The 18,087-nt window shown below is 72.5% G+C and carries 16 protein-coding genes; 12 read left to right on the top strand and 4 right to left on the bottom strand.

Going from position 1 to position 18,087, the window contains the following annotated elements; translation table 11 throughout:
- Nucleotides 1-16: 16 nt before the first annotated feature.
- On the top strand, nucleotides 17-427 hold the full coding sequence (locus Asera_RS17065) for a nitroreductase/quinone reductase family protein (protein WP_030449791.1): 411 nt from the start codon (nucleotides 17-19) through the stop codon (nucleotides 425-427).
- A gap of 95 nt (nucleotides 428-522) precedes the next feature.
- Entirely contained in the window at nucleotides 523-1,974 is a 1,452-nt protein-coding gene (argG, locus tag Asera_RS17060) for an argininosuccinate synthase (protein WP_030449792.1), read from the top strand.
- A gap of 100 nt (nucleotides 1,975-2,074) precedes the next feature.
- Here the strand turns inward: argG and Asera_RS17055 are convergent, their stop codons facing one another.
- Both Asera_RS17055 and Asera_RS17050 read right to left on the bottom strand, forming a co-directional pair.
- A complete protein-coding gene (locus Asera_RS17055; protein ID WP_030449793.1) occupies nucleotides 2,075-3,034 on the bottom strand; it encodes a TolB family protein in 960 nt (319 codons plus the stop codon).
- A gap of 134 nt (nucleotides 3,035-3,168) precedes the next feature.
- Entirely contained in the window at nucleotides 3,169-3,660 is a 492-nt protein-coding gene (locus tag Asera_RS17050) for a peroxiredoxin family protein (protein WP_030449794.1), read from the bottom strand.
- A gap of 185 nt (nucleotides 3,661-3,845) precedes the next feature.
- On the opposite strand from Asera_RS17050, the gene Asera_RS17045 reads away from it, so the two are divergent.
- Complete coding sequence (locus Asera_RS17045) at nucleotides 3,846-4,607, top strand: hypothetical protein (RefSeq protein ID WP_051803076.1); 762 nt, start codon at nucleotides 3,846-3,848, stop codon at nucleotides 4,605-4,607.
- Nucleotides 4,608-4,771: 164 nt separating this feature from the next.
- Complete coding sequence (locus tag Asera_RS17040) at nucleotides 4,772-6,004, top strand: glycosyltransferase (RefSeq protein WP_030449796.1); 1,233 nt, start codon at nucleotides 4,772-4,774, stop codon at nucleotides 6,002-6,004.
- Nucleotides 6,005-6,180: 176 nt separating this feature from the next.
- On the opposite strand, the gene Asera_RS17035 is transcribed toward Asera_RS17040, so the two are convergent.
- Nucleotides 6,181-7,023 (bottom strand): LysR family transcriptional regulator, encoded by an 843-nt coding sequence (locus Asera_RS17035; RefSeq protein WP_030449797.1) that lies wholly within the window; start codon nucleotides 7,021-7,023, stop codon nucleotides 6,181-6,183.
- 72 nt (nucleotides 7,024-7,095) lie between these two features.
- Here Asera_RS17035 and Asera_RS17030 point away from each other — a divergent pair, with 72 nt between their 5' ends.
- From Asera_RS17030 to Asera_RS17005, 6 genes are all read left to right on the top strand, one after another.
- Nucleotides 7,096-8,322, top strand: a complete 1,227-nt coding sequence (locus Asera_RS17030) for an MFS transporter (RefSeq protein ID WP_035298796.1) — start codon at nucleotides 7,096-7,098, stop codon at nucleotides 8,320-8,322.
- Between the two features lie 85 nt (nucleotides 8,323-8,407).
- The gene (locus Asera_RS17025; RefSeq protein WP_030449799.1) at nucleotides 8,408-8,758 is read left to right on the top strand and encodes a GatB/YqeY domain-containing protein; all 351 of its coding nucleotides are present in this window, start codon (nucleotides 8,408-8,410) and stop codon (nucleotides 8,756-8,758) included.
- A gap of 151 nt (nucleotides 8,759-8,909) precedes the next feature.
- Nucleotides 8,910-9,947 carry a substrate-binding domain-containing protein gene (locus tag Asera_RS17020; protein ID WP_030449800.1) on the top strand — a complete coding sequence of 346 codons (1,038 nt, stop codon included), beginning with the start codon at nucleotides 8,910-8,912 and terminating at the stop codon, nucleotides 9,945-9,947.
- A 37-nt stretch (nucleotides 9,948-9,984) separates the two neighbouring features.
- Nucleotides 9,985-11,178, top strand: a complete 1,194-nt coding sequence (locus Asera_RS17015; RefSeq protein WP_030449801.1) for a beta-1,3-glucanase family protein — start codon at nucleotides 9,985-9,987, stop codon at nucleotides 11,176-11,178.
- Nucleotides 11,179-11,409: 231 nt separating this feature from the next.
- Complete coding sequence (locus Asera_RS17010; protein ID WP_157035216.1) at nucleotides 11,410-11,886, top strand: hypothetical protein; 477 nt, start codon at nucleotides 11,410-11,412, stop codon at nucleotides 11,884-11,886.
- Entirely contained in the window at nucleotides 11,883-13,511 is a 1,629-nt protein-coding gene (locus tag Asera_RS17005; protein WP_030449803.1) for a chymotrypsin family serine protease, read from the top strand. The genes Asera_RS17010 and Asera_RS17005 overlap by 4 nt, the downstream gene beginning before the upstream one ends.
- Before the next feature lie 39 nt (nucleotides 13,512-13,550).
- On the opposite strand, the gene Asera_RS17000 is transcribed toward Asera_RS17005, so the two are convergent.
- Nucleotides 13,551-14,810, bottom strand: a complete 1,260-nt coding sequence (locus Asera_RS17000) for a S53 family peptidase (RefSeq protein WP_211255815.1) — start codon at nucleotides 14,808-14,810, stop codon at nucleotides 13,551-13,553.
- Between the two features lie 238 nt (nucleotides 14,811-15,048).
- On the opposite strand from Asera_RS17000, the gene Asera_RS16995 reads away from it, so the two are divergent.
- Nucleotides 15,049-16,002 (top strand): polyprenyl synthetase family protein, encoded by a 954-nt coding sequence (locus tag Asera_RS16995; RefSeq protein ID WP_051803077.1) that lies wholly within the window; start codon nucleotides 15,049-15,051, stop codon nucleotides 16,000-16,002.
- The gene (locus tag Asera_RS16990) at nucleotides 15,999-18,029 is read left to right on the top strand and encodes an NAD(P)-binding protein (RefSeq protein WP_030449806.1); all 2,031 of its coding nucleotides are present in this window, start codon (nucleotides 15,999-16,001) and stop codon (nucleotides 18,027-18,029) included. The genes Asera_RS16995 and Asera_RS16990 overlap by 4 nt, the downstream gene beginning before the upstream one ends.
- The last annotated feature ends 58 nt before the right edge of the window (nucleotides 18,030-18,087 follow it).

Here is an 18,087-nt window from a genome sequence, read left to right as displayed (position 1 = left end):
GTCGATACTTGGCCCCATGACAGACTGGAACCAACAGATCATCGACGAGTTCCGCGGGAACGACGGCACCGTCGAGACCATGGGGTTCGGGCGCGGCCTCGTGCTCGTGCACCATCGAGGCGCCAGGACGGGGACCGAGCGGGTCAACCCGGTCGCGGCGATCCGGGAGTCGGCCGACAGCTGGCTGATCGCCGCGTCGGCCGGCGGCGCCGACCGCAATCCGGACTGGTACCACAACCTGGTCGCGCATCCCGACGTGTCGATCGAGACCCCGGACGACGGCGTCGTGCCGGTTCGCGCGGAGGATCTGGCTCGGCCCGAGCGGGACGCCGCGTGGGACCGGTTCAAGGCGATGTCGGACGGTTTCGCCGGCTACGAGAAGAAGACCGCGCGGATCATCCCGGTACTGCGCCTGACCCGGCGCTGAGTTCCGGCGCCCACCCCGGCCGGCGACGGGCAGTGGGGCGGGACACCATGCGGGGCGTTGCATGGACATGCAGTCGTGTGCATATACTCTTACTCGTGTCCAAGGTGCTGACGTCTCTGCCTGTTGGTGAACGGGTCGGGATCGCCTTCTCCGGCGGTCTCGACACGTCGGTCGCGGTCGCGTGGATGCGCGAGAAGGGTGCCGTGCCGTGCACCTACACCGCCGACCTCGGCCAGTACGACGAGCCCGACATCGCGTCGGTGCCCGGCCGTGCCCACGCGTACGGGGCGGAGGTCGCCCGGCTGGTCGACTGCCGCGCGGCGCTCGTCGAGGAGGGGCTCGCGGCGCTCGCCTGCGGCGCGTTCCACATCCGCTCCGGCGGCCGCACGTACTTCAACACCACGCCGCTGGGGCGTGCGGTGACCGGCACCCTGCTGGTGCGCGCGATGCTCGCGGACAACGTGCAGATCTGGGGCGACGGCTCCACCTTCAAGGGCAACGACATCGAGCGGTTCTACCGGTACGGGCTGCTCACCAACCCCGCCCTGCGCATCTACAAGCCCTGGCTGGACGCCGACTTCGTCGGCGAGCTGGGCGGCCGGACCGAGATGTCGGAGTGGCTCGCCGCCCGTGACCTGCCGTACCGGGCGAGCACCGAGAAGGCGTACTCGACCGACGCGAACATCTGGGGCGCCACCCACGAGGCCAAGGCGCTGGAGCACCTGGACGCCGGGATCGAGCTGGTCGACCCGATCATGGGCGTCCGGTTCTGGGACCCCGCCGTCGAGGTGGCCAGCGAGGACGTCACGATCGGGTTCGAGCAGGGCCGGCCGATCACCATCAACGGCACCAAGTTCGCCACCGCCGTCGACCTCGTGCTGGAGGCCAACGCGATCGGCGGCCGGCACGGCCTGGGCATGTCCGACCAGATCGAGAACCGGATCATCGAGGCGAAGAGCCGCGGCATCTACGAGGCGCCGGGCATGGCGCTGCTGCACGCCGCGTACGAGCGGCTGGTCAACGCGATCCACAACGAGGACACCGTCGCGAGCTACCACAACGAGGGCCGCCGCCTCGGCCGGCTGATGTACGAGGGGCGCTGGCTCGACCCGCAGTCGCTGATGCTGCGCGAGTCGTTGCAGCGCTGGGTGGCCACCGCGGTGACCGGCGAGGTGACGCTGCGGCTGCGCCGCGGCGAGGACTACTCGATCATCGACACCACCGGCCCGGCGTTCAGCTACCACCCGGACAAGCTGTCCATGGAGCGCACCGAGGACTCCGCGTTCGGTCCGCTGGACCGGATCGGCCAGCTGACCATGCGCAACCTCGACATCGCCGACTCCCGCGCCAAGCTGGAGCAGTACGCCGGGATCGGGATCGTCGGCGCCGCCTCGCAGCCGGCGCTGATCGGCGCCGAGCAGGCCGCCTCCACCGGGTTGATCGGCGCGATGCCGGCCGGCGGCGCCCAGGCGATCGCCTCCCGCGGCACCGCCTCGGCCGACGACGCCCTCCTCGACCAGGCCGCCATGGAAGCCGGCACCGACTGACCGCTTCGCGCCGAGGTGGTCGTCCCACCGCGGCCGCGGCGAGATGTCGAGGCACGTCCGTCCGACGGGGCTCGTGCCCGGCGTCCGGGTCTTCGCCGGGTCAGCTGTCCCGGGAGAGGACGAGGGCAGGTGGCCGCCGGTCGTCGCCCGGCACCGGCACCACCCACTTCCGGGTGATCCGGCCGGACAGGGTCGCCAGGCAGAGCCGGATGGCACCGTGCTCGCCGGTGGAGCGGACCAGCAGGTGGGTGGCGTCCGACCACCAGGCGGCGGCTCCGGGAACGTTGCCGGCCGGCAGCGTGGCGACCACGGTGCCGGTGTCGGTCGCCACCACCCGGTTGCCGCGCGCCGTGTGCACGACGACGTGCCGCAGGTCGGGTGACCAGCTGCCGGCACCGGACACCGTGCCACGCACCGGAACCGTGTCCCCCGCGCTGCCGTCGAGGTCGTACAGCTGGATCGCGCTCCCGTCGGCCACCGTCGCGGCGACCTTCGTACCGTCGCCGTACCAGCTGAAGTAGGGCGCCCGCAGCTTCATCCCCGGCCACTGGGCGGCGACGGTACCGCTGGCCGGATCCACCACCGCGAACCCGGACCGGCCGGCGCTGTCGGACACGGAGACGAGCACCCGTTTGGCATCCGGCGACCACTGCGGCGCCGCGACCGCTGCGGCGGGCAGCGTGAGCGAGCGGTCACCGGAGCCGTCCACGTGCGTCAGCCGGAGCACGTTCGGGAAGCCGGAACCCATATCGACGTACGCCACCAGGCTCGCGCCCGGCTGCGGGCTGATCATCGGGTGCGGCACGTCTCCGTAGGCGTGGTGATCCCAGTCGTACGCGATGCTCGGCGAGACCGGTGACCTGGGCGAGCCGGTCCACGCATCGAGCCCGAGGCCGGCGAAGGTCAGCCGGTGGGTCGGCAGGGTCCCGCCGCTCTGCGGCTCGGCGCAACGAATCCGCACCGGTCCACCGGTGGACGCGTGCCCGGTCGCCACCGAGCATCCGGTCACGCCGAGCGCAAGGGCGACCGCGAAGACCGTGACGGGGATTGGCTTCCGCATTCGATCTCCCGGTGGGTGCGCTCCAGCAGCATCGACATGCTACGGGGCTCGGCCGACGGCAACGCGCCGGGCCGTCGGCGCCGAGCCTGGCCGCCGCGCGGGGCGGTCGGCCGACCCGGTTGCCGCGCCCGTGGTCAGCGGTCGAGTGACCGTACGGCCGCCAGCAGGTCCTCGCGGGACGGGAAGCTCAGCCCCACCAGGCCGACGTGCCGCCACCGCACGATGCCCGCCACGTCCACCAGGAACACCGACCGGCGCAGGCCCAGGCCGGGCACCGCGATGCCGTACGCGGCGGTGACGGTGCCGTCGAGGTCCGACAGCAGTGGCAGCTCGATCCCCCGGCCACTCGCGAAACTCTCGTGCGAGTCCAGATCCTGCCGGCTGATCGCCCACACGTCCGTTCCGACGGACGCGAAGCCGTCCAGCCCTGCGGAGTACGAACACAGCTGGCGGGTGCACACCGGGGTGTCGTCGCCGGGATAGAAGGCGAGCAGCAGTGGCCGTGCGGGCCGCTCGGACAGCCGGTACGTACCCCGACGGATCTCCGGCGCCGGCGAGGTCGACAGGACGATGCCGGGAAGCTCGAAGTCCGGCGCGGCGGCGCCGACGGCAGGAGGTCTGGGCATCGGACGGGTCCTTCCGGCTGACGGTGTGGTCGTTCGGTGGTGGTGCCCTTGCGCTGACATCGACGGTACGGCTCGGTTCACCCGGGCGCTGCCGCGCCACCGGCGACGGGGGTCGTGCGTGTAACGGATACGTCCGCCGCTGGCGCGACCGCCCCGACCACCTCGACCACCTCGAAAGGGACTCGATGAAGCTTCGTACCTTCGCCGTCACCGCGCTGGTCGGCGGTGCGCTCGCCCTGACCGCGGCGGCACCGGCGCTCGCGGATGCCACCAGCGATCCCGGCCCCAGCGCGAGCCCGGCGCCGAACGGCACGATCGCGGTGTCGGCCAGCTTCGACACGAAGGTCGCCTACGCCGGCGACACGGTGACGCTGACCGTCACCTCCCGCCAGTCCAGCACCGCGAACCCCGCCGGCAGCTTCGCGCTGTACTGGACCGGCCCGATCAGCTTCACCGGGCACGGCAGCGACGGCACGTGCAAGGCCAACGCGTCGTACGTGTACTGCCCGGAGACGACCGACCAGCTGGTGGTCACCGACACGTTCACGTTCGCCGTGTACGGGCCGTTGCGGCACAACGTGGTGACCAGGATGCAGGTGAAGGCGAGCTCCGGCGCGCAGTCGGCGCGCACCACCGCGGCGCTGAACACCTGCATCGACGTCTCCGCGTCGCCGTCTCCGTCGGAGTCGGCCCCGGACTCGCCGTCGCCCTCGCCGAGCGACGAGCCGACCTCCCCGTCGGCGTCGGTATCGGCGTCGGCGTCGCCGTCCGGCTCGGCCTCCGAGTCGCCGTCCACCGAGCCGAGCGTCACGCTGGCCGCGGGCGGCAGCGGCGGGCTGCCGGTGACCGGCACCTCGCTCGGCCTGATCGGCGGGGCCGCCGCGGTGCTGCTGGCCGCCGGCACGGTGCTCACCCTGGCGGCGCGGCGCCGCCGTACCCGCCCCTGACGTCGGGTACGCACGGCCCCGGTACCCCGGTACCCCGGTACCCCGGTACCCCGCCCCCGGTGCCGGGGCCGTGCCACGTCCGGCGGGCGACCGCCCGCGCGGTACGGTGCGGCAGATCGCGAAGGCAGCATGAGACTGGGTGGCGGCATGAGGCTGGTGGCGGCATGAAGCTGGTGGCGGCGACCTACGGCACCGAGGGCGACACCCGGCCGATCGCCGCGCTCTGCGCGGCGCTGCGCGACGCCGGGCACGAGGTGACGTTGCTGGCCGACGGCGGTACCTTGCGCAGCGCCCGGGAGCTCGGGGTGCGCAGCGTGGCGTTGGCCGGCGACATCCGCACCGCGCTGCGGCCCGGCAGCGACGTGGTCTCGGCCGTGACCCGGCGCAACGGTCTGCAGTCCACCACCCGGGCGCTGGCCCGGCTCGCGAACGACAACACCGGCGCCTGGCTGGACCAGGTGCTCGACACGGCGGCCGGCTGCGACGCGCTGATCGTCGCCGGCCTCGCCGCGTACGTGGGGTTCTCCGCCGCGGAGAAGCTCCACCTGCCAGCGCTCGGCGCCGGGATGATCCCGCTCACCGCCACCGCCGCGTTCCCGTCGCCGTTCCTGCCACCGCGGCGGCTGCCCGGCCGGCTCAACCGGGCCAGTTACCGCCTGGTCGAGGCCGTGCTGTGGCGCTCGTTTCGCGGCGCCACCAACGCCGCGCGGGCGTCCGTCGGCCTGCCGCCGGGACGCAAGCCGTGGGCCGGTCATCCCATGCTGTACGGGATCTCGCCGACGTTGCTGCCGCGGCCGGCGGACTGGCCGGCCGACGCCCGGCTGTGCGGGCAGTGGTTCCGGCCCGCCGACGAGTGGTCGCCACCGGCGGCGCTGGCCGAGTTCCTCGCCGCCGGCGACGCACCGATCTACGTCGGGTTCGGCAGCATGGCCGGGTTCGACCAGCGTGCCCTGCTCGACGTCGTGGTCACCGCCGCGGCCGGCGAGCGGGTGGTCTTCGCGCCGGGCTGGAGCGGCGCCGATGCCCTGGAGCTGCCGGCGAACTTCTGCGTCGTCGGGGACGTCCCGCACGACTGGCTGTTTCCCCGTACCGCGGTGGTGGTGCACCACGGCGGCTCCGGCACCACGCACACGGCGGCGCGGGCCGGGGTGCCCTCGGTGGTCCTGCCGTTCGCCGCCGACCAGTTCTTCTGGGCGCGGCAACTGCAGCGACTGGGTACCGCACCCGCCGCGAGCGGCATCCGCCGGATCACCGCCGCCGGGCTGGCCCGCGCGATCGCCGCCGCTCGTACGGCACGCTACCGGGGCCGGGCCGCGACCGTCGGCGCGGCGATGCGCGCCGAGGACGGGCTGACCACCGCCGTCGACGCGATCCACACCCTGCTCGCCGCCCGGTAGACCCGCCCTGCGGCGCCGAGCACTCGGACGGTGGCGCGCACAGCGTCCGCACCAGACCGTCCTGCCGCCAAGACCCTCGGAACCGGGCCACCGGGCTCGTACCGTCCCGCCGCCCGGACCGGCCGGAACCTGGGCTCACCCCGGGCCAGGCCGTCCGGAATCCGGGCTCACCCGGCTCAGACCATCCGGCGCAGGACGGCCGCCACCGCGTCGATCAGCGGATCGCCGTCGGTGCGCGGGTGCCGGGTCAGGCCCAGCTCGACGTCGGGCAGCGCCGGCAGGGCTGCCTGGTCGTGGCAGACCATGCCCGGCTCGAGGTTGGCCGGCAGCAGCGCCGAGACGCCCAGCCCGGCCCGCAGCGCGGCCAGCACGCCGGCCAGGCTGTCGCTCTCGAACGCGATCCGCCAGCGCCGGTCCACCTGGGACAACGCCTCCAGTACCGAGCTGCGCCAGGTGCAGGTGCCGGAGAACAGCACGACCGGCAGCGGATCCGCGGTCAGCTCGACGCCGTGGCCGACCGCCCAGGCGAGAGGGCGGCGCACCGTCCACCGCGGCGGGCCCGGCAGGTACGGCAGCTCGTCCAGGACGAGCTGGACCCGGCCCGCGTCGTACGCCTCGCGCATCGTCGCGCTGGACAGGCTGAGCACCTCCAGCGTCGCGTCCGGGTGCAGCCGGGCGAGGTCGGCGAGCGCCTGCGGCAGGTGCGAGGCGGCCAGGTCCTCCAGCAGCCCGATGCCGCAGTGGCCGCTGAGCGCGTGCCCGGTTTCGGCGAGCGCCTGGGTGGCGAGCGCGAGGATGCGCTCCGCGTACGGCAGGAGTTCCTCGCCGGCGCGCGTCGGCGCGACGCCCGCCGACGACCGGTGCAGCAGCGGATGGCCGACGGCGCGTTCGAGCTTGCGCAGCTGCTGGCTGATTCCGGGCTGGGTCTGCCCGAGCTGGGTCGCGGCGCGGCTGATGCTGCCGGCCCGCACCGCGGTGACGAACGAGCGCAGCAGTGCGGTCTCCAACTCTCGTGCCATAACAATCAGTTATAGCACGCCTAATCAGATCGCCAGTTCCTATGGCTTCGGGTCTGATCTAGCGTCACGGAGGTGACCGGATACCGACAGGTGCTCGGGGTGCCGGGAATGGCACCGCTGCTCGCCGTCTCGCTGCTCGCCCGCACCGCGATCACGGCGGCCGGCATGGCCCTGACCCTGTACGTGGTGCTCGGCCTGCACCTCGGCTACGCGGCCGCCGGCGCCGTCCCGGCCTCCCTCACCGCCGGCCTGGCGCTGGGCGGGCCGCTGCTCGGCCGGCTCATCGACCGGCGCGGCCTGCGTACCGCGCTGCTGGCCACCGTCGTCACGCAGGCCGGGTTCTGGCTGGCCTTACCGGCCCTGCGGTACCCGGTGCTGCTGGGCGCCGCGTTCGTCGCCGGCCTGCTGATGGTCCCGGCGCAGGCGGTGACCCGGCAGGCGATCGCCGCGCTGAGCACCGGCGGGCAGCGCCGGCCGGCGTTCGCGCTGGAGTCGGTCCAGGGCGAGCTGTCGTACCTGGTGGGCCCGGCCGCGGTGATCCTCGCCGCGGCGACGCTGTCCCCCGCCACGATGGCGTGGGGAATCGGCGGCGCCATCGTGGTCGGCGGCGCCGCGCTCGCCGCCCTGGACCCGCCGCTGCGCTCGCCCGACGAGGCACCCGCCGGTACGGCACCGCGGCCGCCGCGCCGCGAGTGGCTCGGGGCCGGGATGATCGCCGTACTCGTGCTGGCGTTCGGCATCGCCCTGCTGCTCGGCGGCATCGACCTCGCCATCGTGGCCACGCTGCGCCAGGCCGGCCAGGTCTCCTGGGCCTCCCTCGTGGTCGCCGTCTGTGGCCTCGCCTCGGTCACCGGCGGGCTCTGCTACGGCATGCTGAACCGGCCACTGCCGACCTGGCTGCTGCTCGGCCTGCTCGGCGTCGCGACCGTACTGGCCGGGCTCGCCCCCAGCTGGCCCTGGCTGTGCCTGGCCGTCGTCGGTACCGGTCTGCTCACCGCACCGACGCTGTCCACCGTGGCCGACGCGGTGAGCCGGCTGGCCCCGGCCGGGGTGCGCGGCGAGGCGACCGGGCTGCAGGCGTCGGCGATGAGCGCCGGCGTCGCGCTCGGCGCCCCGGTCGTCGGCTGGACGATCGATGCCTCCGCTCCGGCGGCCGGTTTCGCGGCGGCCGGACTCGCCGGCCTCCTCGCGGCCCTGGCCGGCCACCTGCTGTCCCGCCGGGCCCGGCGGCCGCGTCACCGCGACATCCACCCCGAGATCGCCGCGCCCCGGCCCGAACCGTGCCAGGCCAAGCTCTGAGCGCCGGCCGACCGGCTCCGTGCGGCCTCGTCGCCGGCCGGAAAAGCGTTGCCACCGGCGGGAGCCGCGGTTAGCGTCGCGGCCCATGCGAACCACCCTGCGCCGCGATCTGACCGCCGCACTCAAGGCCCGGGACCGGGTCGCCGTCTCCGCGCTGCGGTCGGCCCTGGCCGCGATCGACAATGCCGAGGCGGTACCGGCACCGGACTCGCCGACCTCCGACGCCGAGCACGTGGCGGGCGCGGTGGTCGGCGTCGGCGCGGCCGAGGCGGCGCGCCGGGAGCTGACGGCGGACGACCTGCACGCCATCGTCGCCGCCGAGGTGGCCGAGCGGGTGGACGCGGCGACCGGGTACGCCCGGAGCGGGCGCGCCGAGGCGGCCGACCGGCTGCGGGCGGAGGCCGACGTGCTCCGCCGGTACCTGCGACCGGAGTAGCCGACCGGCACCGCCGAGGTACGCGGCCAGCCGCGTCCGCGTAGCCGCCCCGCCCGCCGGAGCGCGAACCTGCGTCCACGAGCGCGGTGGGCCGGGGTTGACAGGGCTTCGGTAAGGGTTCTTTACTGGACCGGAAGCGCTTACGTCGGTTATGTCGGGAGTGCGTCCTGTGGACATCGACGAGCTCGCCCGCCGCAGCGGCGTCTCGGCCGCGACCGTGTCGCGCGCGCTCAACGGCCGACCCGAGGTCAGCGCCGCGACCCGGGCCCGCATCGTCGCACTCGCCGCCGAACTCGGCTACCGCCCCAACGCGTCCGCGCGCACCCTGGCCAGCCGCCGGTCCGGGCTGATCGGGCTGCTGTGGGACACCGGCTACCGCAGCGGCGGGCGACAGCACCCGTTCCTGCAGGAGGTGCTGATCGGGCTCAAGGCGGCGCTCAGCGACCGCGGCCAGGGGCTGATCCTCCTGCCGATCGTGCCGCCCGACGACGAGGACGGCTACGTCCGGCTCGCCCGGCAGTACACCCTGGACGGCATCGTGATGATGGGCGTCGACCAGCACACCCCGCAGGTACGGGCGCTGCTGGCAACGCCGGTCCCGTGCGTCGGGCTCGACCTCGCGCTCGACGGTCCGCGTACCGCGAGCGTCGGATCGGACAACCGCACCGCCGCGGCCGACGCGGTGGCGCACCTGCATGCGTTGGGGCACCGGCGGATCGCCACCATCACCGGCCCGCTGGACCTGTGGCCGGCGGCGGAACGGCTCGCCGGCTTCCGGGCCGAGCTCGCCCGGCGGCGGCTGCGCCGGCGGCCCGGGTACGAGGTGACCGGCGACTTCTTCGCCGCCTCCGGTGCCGCCGGCATGCGCCGGCTGCTCGACCTGCCGACCCCGCCGACCGCGGTGTTCGTCGCCGGCGACGCGATGGCGATCGCGGCGATGCGGGCCGCGGCCGACGCCGGCCGTACGCTTCCGGGCGACGTCGCGGTGGTCGGCTTCGACGACATCGACGCGGCGGCGATGGTCCGGCCCGGCCTGACCACGATCGCCCAGGACTACCGGCGCTTCGGCACCACCGCGGCGGCCGTACTGGCCGAGCTCGCCGCCGCACCGGCCACCGAACCGTCCCGCTCGGTCCTGCTGCCGACCCGGCTGGTGGTCCGCGAATCCAGTGGTGGCACAGCAACCTGACAAGTCCCCTGTGGACAGACAAGCGAAAGGAGCGGGCATGTCCGACACCCCCGTACCCCGCCGATCGCTGCTGCGCGGCCTCGCGCTCGGCGCGATCGGAGCGCCGCTGGTCGCCGCGTTCGGCGCGCCGTCGGTGGCTGCCGCCGGTACCCGGGGACCGTTCGCGGACGGCACCCTGGCGGTCACCGTCACCAACGACTCCGGCGCGGCCGGCAACGACGCCGTCCGGCTGTACGTGGTGGGCACCGACCTCGCCACCGGCGCCCAGGCGCACGCCGACGCGGGCGGCAACCTGATCCCGGTGTCGCTGTCCGACAACGGATCCGACGGCTACACCGACTACTCGATCCCGCTCGCCGGCAGCGGCGACACGACGATCGCGCTGCCGCACATGTCCGGCCGGATCTACTTCGCGCTCGGCGACCCGCTGAGGTTCAAGGCGGTGCCGGACGGCAACGGCAACCCGGCGCTGGCGTACCCGGCCGGCTGGGTCGAGTCGGACCCGAACTACCCGGTGCTGCACGACTTCTTCGAGTTCACCTACGACGGCTCCGGGATGCACTGCAACAACACCCAGGTCGACATGTTCGGCGTGCCGTCGTCGGTGCACCTGGTCGGCGCCGCCGACCAGACCACCGGGACGCTGGAAGCCGGCGGACGAGGAAGGATCTTCGCCGAGGTGGCCGCCCAGGCCGGGTTCGGCTCGCTGGTGCTCGACGACCTGCGCGTCATCGCGCCCGGGCACGGGATCGAGGTCGGCCGGTTCGCCGCCGACTACTTCGACGGCTACCTCGACGACGTCTGGTCGAAGTACGCCGGCGAGACGCTCACCGTGCACACCGGCGGCGCCGACCGGACCGGCCGGGTCACCGGCGGTGTGTTCACCTTCGACGGCGCGGTCGCCCCCATCTCGAAGCCGACCACCTCGGACGTGTTCTTCTGCGCCGGCGCGCTCGCCGCACCGAACGACGGGTTGACCGGCCCGGTGGCCGCGGCGCTCGGCGCCGGCTTCAACCGCTCCACCCTGCTCGCCTCGGCCAGCCAGCCGACCGACGACCCGGCCGGCTTCTACGCCACCGACCCGACCAACCACTACGCGCGGATCATGCACGCGCACATGACCGACGGCAGGGCGTACGGGTTCCCGTTCGACGACGTCGGCGGCTTCGCCTCGTACATCGAGGACGGCGCGCCGACCGCCCTGCACCTGACCCTCACCGCCTTCAGCTAGGAGCGGCCTCGTCCCGCCGGCATCCGACCCGACTCCCACCAGCCGAAACGTCCGCTGGTACCGGATTCGGAGTGAGCTGACAGCGGACCGAAAGCCGGCAGTGGCATCCATGACTGGACCCACCAGGACTGGTTGCGGGAGATGGTCTCGATGAGCTCAGCCACACCAGAACGAGCAGGTCCGTCGGCACGCCGGCTCACCCGTCGTGCCCTGTTGGCTGCCACCGCCGCGATGACGACCGCCGTGGCGGTCGGCACGGGCGGAGCGCCGGCCGACGCGTCGGCCGGCGCTCTGTCCGCCGAACAGTGCGAGATGGTGCTACGAATCGCAGCAGCCGGCGCGGTGTACCCGATCCCGTTCCCGTCGTTCGCGGAGTCGGGCTCTGCCGTGTCCCGGGCCACCATGGCACGGTTGCAGACCGCGTGGGGAAAGGTCGGTAGCGCCCGGTCGAAACTCGTTCAGGCCGGCGCAAACGCACTGATCGAGGCCGATCCGGCCGACGACCCGGCGCTGCGCGGCGCGATCACCGCGCTCGCCAGAGGCGACCAGGCCACCACGGTGACCGCCACGGTCGCGTTGGCTGTCGCCACCATCAGTACCCACTTCGACCCGAACTCCGATTCCGCTGCGCAGCTGTGGATCGGCGGGCTGCGGCGCCTACCGGCTGGACCCGACCGCGTGCCGAGCCCGGCCAGGAGGATCCGATGAAACTGGAACCGATGGTGTTCGACGCCGACGTACAGGCGTCGCTGATCCGCGCGCAGCGCAAGTTGTTCCGGGTCTTCCGGGACGACCCGCACTTCACCGGTGCGGCGATCGGGATGCGGCACCGCGCCGGCGACTACGTCGACGAACCTGTCGTGATCGCCATGGTGCGCAAGAAGCTGGCGGAGGGGCAGATCCCGCTGCACCGCATGGTGCCGGCGACGATCGAGGTCGACGGGCGCCGGTGGGGCGTCGACGTGGTCGAGGTCCGCCCGCTGCGGCATCCCGGCCTGCCCGCGGTGGCGAACGCGTCCTATCGGCCCGGCCCGGATGCCGGAGCGGCGAAACCGAACGCGGTGAACGACCCGATCCGGAAGAAGTTCACCGACCCGGTCCAGGGTGCGGGGATCTCCAACGCGACCGGCTCGCTGTCCGGCACGTTGGGCTGCTTCGTCCGGGACCTCGACAACAACGACGGCAGGATCTGCTTCCTGTCATCGAACTCGGTGCTCGCCCGGGTCGATCAGCCGGCCTTCGGCGAGGCGATCTACCAGCCGGCCAGGCAGGACGGTGGGGGCAGTAACGACGCGATCGGCACCGTACGCCGGTTCAGCGAGCTGGGCACGACCGCCACCGTCGACGCGGCGATCGGGGTACTCAACTCCGGCGTCACCGCCGACCTCGGCGTCGCCGACGGCCTGATGGCGCCGATCTCCGCCACCCATCCGGCTATCGGCATGATCACCGCCAGCGACACCGACCCCCTACAACGACACGTCAACTCGTTCATCTCCCGGATGGATCACATCGTCGACGCGCTGCACGTCGAACTGTCGGTCGCCGACGACGAGCACAGCTGCATCGCGGCACCGCAACTGTTCTCGCACATCGAGAAGGTGGGCCACGCGTCCGGTTACACCTCGAGCATGGTGACCGCGCTCGCAGCCATCGTGAAGATCGACTACGGCTTCAAGTACGTCACTCTCACCGACCAGATCTGGTCCCAGGCGTTCTGCCTACCCGGCGACTCCGGCGCCCTCGTTCTCGCCGGCGGCAACGGGCGAACATTCGTTCAGGAGCCCGAGCCGCCCACGTCGAACTGCGAGCTGCTCGCCACCGTCGGCCACTACTACGACCTGCCGCTGGCTGACGACAACGACCTGACCTCACAGGCCAGGGACCAGTTTCTCGCCCAGAGCCCGCTGGGCAACCTGCTCATCGGCGCGATCTATCTCAACCAGCAGACCGTCATCGACCGGCTCGGTGGAAAGGAGGCCGAGGGCGTCGCGATCGGATACGCCAAGGAGTACTACGACAAGTACCGCACCCTGGTCGCCACCGTCCTGGCCAACCCTGACTCCGGCGCCACGATGACCCAGGAGAACATCGACGACCTCGAGTTCATGTTCGCCGGGATGACCGGCGGCGCCGGCATCCAACCGGTGCTGGACCAGGACGAGGCGCAGGTGGCCTACACCCTCCTGACCGGCGTCGTCGCTAACACCGTGGGCATGAACTACCAGCAGATCATCGACTACATGAACGACCCGGGCGTGTTCCAGACCGTCTACGACCAGCTCGCAACATTGCCGTCGGTGAACATCGTCGGCCCGGTCGTCGCGGGCTGAGCGCTGGTGCGCACCGGCGGTCCCGGTGCGCACCACCCATCACTCCTGGAACGCGGCCACGCCGTGGGGCGTGCCGTACCCGGTCGGGCCGTCGTATCCCGGCCCGGCGTTGCACAGATACTCGGGAGAGCAGTTCTCGAAGCTGTTGGTACCGCCGACGATGTCGTTGAGCTGGGTGAACTTCGCGTACGGGTAGGTCGATGGGATCGTGCCGGGCAACACCTTCGCACCGAGCGCGTACACCCCGGCGATGATTGGTGACGCGGCGCTGGTACCACCGTTGACCAGCCATGGACCGTTGTAGTCAACCGTCTCGTAGCTGTCGTACATGTCGACCCCGGTAGTGGGATCGGCGACTGCGGCGACGTCTGCGACACTGCGGCCACTGCACCCGCCGTCGTGCTGCCACGCCGGCTTCGCCACGTATGTCGAGCACCCGGAACCGCCGTAGAGCCAGGCGATCTCGTCCCAGCCGCGGGCGTTGTCCGCGGGCAGTAACGAGGTCCCGCCCACGGCCGTCACCCACTTCGACGACGCCGGATACTCCACCCCGTAACCGCTGTCGCCGGACGACACCGTGTAGACCGTCCCCTTGTCCGATCTGTACGAGTCGTCGACACTGGCGCTGAAGCCCGCCTCGGGACCGCCGTAGCTGTTGGACACGTACCGCGCGCCGTAGTTGGTGCCGGCCGGCGAGGTGCAGTCGCAACCGGCCAGGTGGGCGGCAGCCGCCAGATCCTCCTGCGAGGCTTGATCCGCCTCCCACAACACTATGTGGCACCGGGGGCAGATCGCCGAGACCATGTCAAGGTCGAGCGAGATCTCCATTCCCCAGTGCCTGTCGGGCGCGGGGTAGTTCTTCGTCTCACCACGCTGGTTGACCTTGTGGAAGCAGCCGTTGGCGGTCGTGCACGGCGGCAGCCCGAAGGCTGCCCGGTAGACCGCCAGATCCGACTCCGCCTTGGGATCGTCGTATGCGTCGACGACCGCGACGGTCTGCCCGCCGCCGGCCGTGGCCGACGGGAGGCCGTAGGCGTCCTGCAGGTCCGCCGGTCGGTACGCGCTGGGTACCGGTTCCCCGGCCGCCGGTTCTTGCGGGTCGGTGGGATCGGACCCTGCACTGTCGGTGCGTACGAACGCGTCGCAGTGCACGTAGCCGGGCAGCACGGGACCGCACACCGGCCGTGCGTTGTCGGGCAGCTGCGGCGGCGCTACGAGCGGCATCGGTGGCGGCGCCGCCGACGCCGAAGGCGGCGCGACGGCGAGCCCGACGACGGCGAGCAGCGCAGCTGCAGCCATCGTCATCACCCGGAACGGGACTCTCGGTCGGAGGTTTCGTCGCACTGTTTCTCCTTTCGGCCGGCCGAACGCGCCGATTGTGTGCCGGCACGCTGCCAGGCGACTGTCAGTGCGCCGTCGGTACCGGCGCCGCCCGCCCCCACCCGTCGACAGCCGGGAGAGATCCGACAGCGAACGGACAGAGCCGGTTGGTGTGCTCGCAACCGGCGTCGTCCCGACGCGGCAGAAGGGCGGTCGGATGGACGTGACGGCAACGGTCTCAGCGCGGGCGCGCGCGGAGTTCATCGCGCTGACGGGGGCCCGGCTCGGCGAACTTACCGCGGCAGTGCCCGAACCACTGGGTACACCAGTGCGCGCGCTCGCCGAGCGCCCGGGCAAGCGGCTGCGCTCGGTGCTCCTGCACGCCGCCGCGGTCGGCGCCACGAACCCTCATCTCGTCCGGCTCGCGGCGCTGGTGGAACTGCTCCACTTGGCATCGCTGCTGCACGACGACGTGGTCGACCGGGGTACGAGCCGGCGCGGTGCGCCGAGCGCCCGAGCGACGGTGGGCGACGAGCTCGCGACCCTCGCCGGTCTGGCGTGCTTCGCGCTGGCCGGCCGGGAGGCGGCGGAACTCGGTGACGGCCTCGAAACGGTGGTCGCACGCGCCGCGGCCGGACTCGCGTACGGGGAGATCCTCGACGTGGAGCGGGCCTTCGACATCGACCTGTCCCTCCCGGACTACCTGGAACTGGTCGAACGCAAGACGGGCGACCTGTTCCGGCTCAGCTGTTCGCTCGGTGCCGCTGCAGCGGGCGCGGACTCCGGCACGCTGGCCGCGTCCGGGCGCTTCGGCGCCGAGCTCGGTGTGGCGTTCCAGATCCTCGACGACTGTCTGGACCTGGCGACGATCGAGTCCGGCAAGCCCGTTGGGACCGATCATCTGCTCGGCTTGTTCGGTGCGCCGACCCTGTTCGCGCTGGCCGCTGACGGTACCGGCGAACTTGCCACGCTGCTTCTCGATCCGGCGTTCGACCGTGACGACCTGCCCGCGGTGCGGGCGCACGTGACCGCGAGTGGTGGCCTCGCCGCGGCGCATGAGCTTGCCCAGGACCGCTACCAGATCGCGCTGGCCGCGCTCGACGGCGTCGACTCGCCGCGGCGTACCTCGCTGACTGAGGTGGCGGCCATGATCTGGCCCGAATCGGCATGATCGCCGACGTCGCCGTCCTCGGCGCCGGCCCGGCCGGATGTGTCCTCGCGACGGTGCTCGCCCGGGCCGGGCGGTCGGTGTTGCTGATCGACCACCCCCCGGCGCCCGCCGATCATGACCTCTACGTGAGTGGTCCAGCGGAGGCCGATCTGTCGTCGCTGGACATCGAGCTCGCGGGGCATCACGTCGATGCGGTCGATCTGCGGCTGCGACCGGATTCGTGCCGGCGGGTCACCGGCACCGGCGGCCGTGTCATGCCGGTCGGTGCGTTGCGAGCGACCCTGCGCACGGCTGCGATCGAGGCAGGTGCCCAGCCCCTCCCCGGCGTGGGAACTGTCACTGGCCAGCTCGACGGTGTGCATCGAATCCGGGTCGATGGCCTCTCCGTGCTGGTGTCGGTTCAGGCCCGGCACCTGGTACTCGCCGTCGGGTGCGCACCGAACGGCGGTCGGGAGGGCGCGGCGAACTCCCCCAGCGGGGGCGGCCAACCGACCGGCTCGATGGTGTCGGTCCGGGTGTCGGGCATGCCGGATGACACCGACGCCGTGCTTCTGGCGCTGGCCGTGCCGACCATGCAGCAACGAGTACCGGTGAGTGTCTGGTTGTTGCCGACCGGTGCCGGAGCCGGGACGCTCGGGGTGGCCTGCCCGGTGCCGACGACTCGGCCGCTGGATCCGGCGCAGTTGCTGGCCGTCGGCCGGGCCACACTGACCGAGCTGGATGCCCGGTACGCCGGACTGACCGACGCGGGAAAGGCCCAGGCCGGTCGGCTACACACCGGCTTTTCCCGGCAACGGCTCGTCGCGGCGAACGGACTCCTGATCGGCGCGGCGGCCGGCTTGGCCAACCCGTTTACTGGTGAAACCCTGGGTTACGCGGTGCACAGCGCACGCCTCGCTGCCGCCGCGATCGGCACGCATCCGGACGATCCCGCAGCGGCGCGACGCCACTACGTGCAACGCGCCGCCGCCAGGTTCCTGGGTCGCTTCGAGATCGCCCGACATGCGACCCGGCGACATCACCTGACCTGGCGCGTGCTGTCCGCCGCCGCCGACAGCGACCAGCCGTTCTTCGCCAAGACGCGGCGAGCCGTCCTGCTGCCGTCCGGGGTCACCGGCGCCGTGGCCACGGGTGCAGACCTCGACCCCGTCGACGCGTCGTTTGCCATGCCGTTTCTGCTCGCCTGCGACGAGGTGTTGGTCCGAACGGTGCAGACCACCTGGCCGTTCTTGGCCCAGCTGGCCACATCCGACGGCACGTTGGGAGGTCAGCAACTCCGCCCCGCGCTGCTGTTTCTGGCCGGGCTGACGGCCTCGACCCGGGTACCGCCGTCCCGCCGGGCCACCACCGCCGCCGCGGTGGAGCTCGCCATGCTCGGTGCCTTGGCGTTCCTCTGGCAGCCCGGCGCCCGACCCTCCGGTCGCGGTATCGACTGGGCGCAGACCGCTACGGTGCTGTCCGGCGACTTTCTGCTTGCGCAGGCGTCGCGCCTGATCGCCGAGTCGGCGCCCGAAGTGTCCTGGGCATTCGCCGACTGGCTCGCCGACCTGACGCACCTACGGGCGCGCGGTCGCGGGCCCGAGGTGGCACTGGACGTCTACGGCTCCCTGTTCGAGTTCCCCGCCCGCATCGGGACGTACCTCGGCGGCGGCGTGGCCAGCACCGTGCGGGCGATGCAGGAGTTCGGGAATCGCTACGGCCGGGCGTTCCTGCACACCGAGGACGTACTCGCGGTTCGCGGCGAACCCACGCGGCTCGACACCACCTGGGCGGCGATGCGATCCGGCGGGTTCACCGCGGTACCCGCACAGGTCGGCGGGGTTCACGTCTCCGAATCGACGCTCCGCGACGACCCCGGCCTACGCGCAGCCGTACTCGCGCGCGCCAGGGCAGCCGGCCGGCGGGAGGCCGCCGCCGCGGCGGCCGCGGCGGACCTGACCGACGAGACAGCACGGCGCCTGGCCACACACAGCCTTGCGGCCCTCACCTCGCCACTTCGTCATGAATCAGGCACATCTGGCACATAGCGCGCTGCCCGCTTTCATCCACGTGGTGCGCACGAAACGCAGACTTTCCCCCGAGGAT

The sequence above is a fragment of the Actinocatenispora sera genome, from assembly GCF_018324685.1.
GTDB classification, from domain to species: Bacteria; Actinomycetota; Actinomycetes; order Mycobacteriales; family Micromonosporaceae; genus Actinocatenispora; species Actinocatenispora sera.
This window is presented reverse-complemented; position numbering and strand designations above follow the sequence as displayed.

Coding starts and splice junctions, on each gene's coding strand:
- Asera_RS17065 (WP_030449791.1), top strand. CDS start 17: ATGACAGACTGGAACCAACAGATCATCGACGAGTTCCGCGGGAACGAC.
- Asera_RS17055 (WP_030449793.1), bottom strand. CDS start 3,034: ATGCGGAAGCCAATCCCCGTCACGGTCTTCGCGGTCGCCCTTGCGCTC.
- Asera_RS17050 (WP_030449794.1), bottom strand. CDS start 3,660: ATGCCCAGACCTCCTGCCGTCGGCGCCGCCGCGCCGGACTTCGAGCTT.
- Asera_RS17045 (WP_051803076.1), top strand. CDS start 3,846: ATGAAGCTTCGTACCTTCGCCGTCACCGCGCTGGTCGGCGGTGCGCTC.
- Asera_RS17040 (WP_030449796.1), top strand. CDS start 4,772: ATGAAGCTGGTGGCGGCGACCTACGGCACCGAGGGCGACACCCGGCCG.
- Asera_RS17035 (WP_030449797.1), bottom strand. CDS start 7,023: ATGGCACGAGAGTTGGAGACCGCACTGCTGCGCTCGTTCGTCACCGCG.
- Asera_RS17025 (WP_030449799.1), top strand. CDS start 8,408: ATGCGAACCACCCTGCGCCGCGATCTGACCGCCGCACTCAAGGCCCGG.
- Asera_RS17020 (WP_030449800.1), top strand. CDS start 8,910: ATGTCGGGAGTGCGTCCTGTGGACATCGACGAGCTCGCCCGCCGCAGC.
- Asera_RS17015 (WP_030449801.1), top strand. CDS start 9,985: ATGTCCGACACCCCCGTACCCCGCCGATCGCTGCTGCGCGGCCTCGCG.
- Asera_RS17010 (WP_157035216.1), top strand. CDS start 11,410: ATGACGACCGCCGTGGCGGTCGGCACGGGCGGAGCGCCGGCCGACGCG.
- Asera_RS17005 (WP_030449803.1), top strand. CDS start 11,883: ATGAAACTGGAACCGATGGTGTTCGACGCCGACGTACAGGCGTCGCTG.
- Asera_RS17000 (WP_211255815.1), bottom strand. CDS start 14,810: ATGGCTGCAGCTGCGCTGCTCGCCGTCGTCGGGCTCGCCGTCGCGCCG.
- Asera_RS16995 (WP_051803077.1), top strand. CDS start 15,049: ATGGACGTGACGGCAACGGTCTCAGCGCGGGCGCGCGCGGAGTTCATC.
- Asera_RS16990 (WP_030449806.1), top strand. CDS start 15,999: ATGATCGCCGACGTCGCCGTCCTCGGCGCCGGCCCGGCCGGATGTGTC.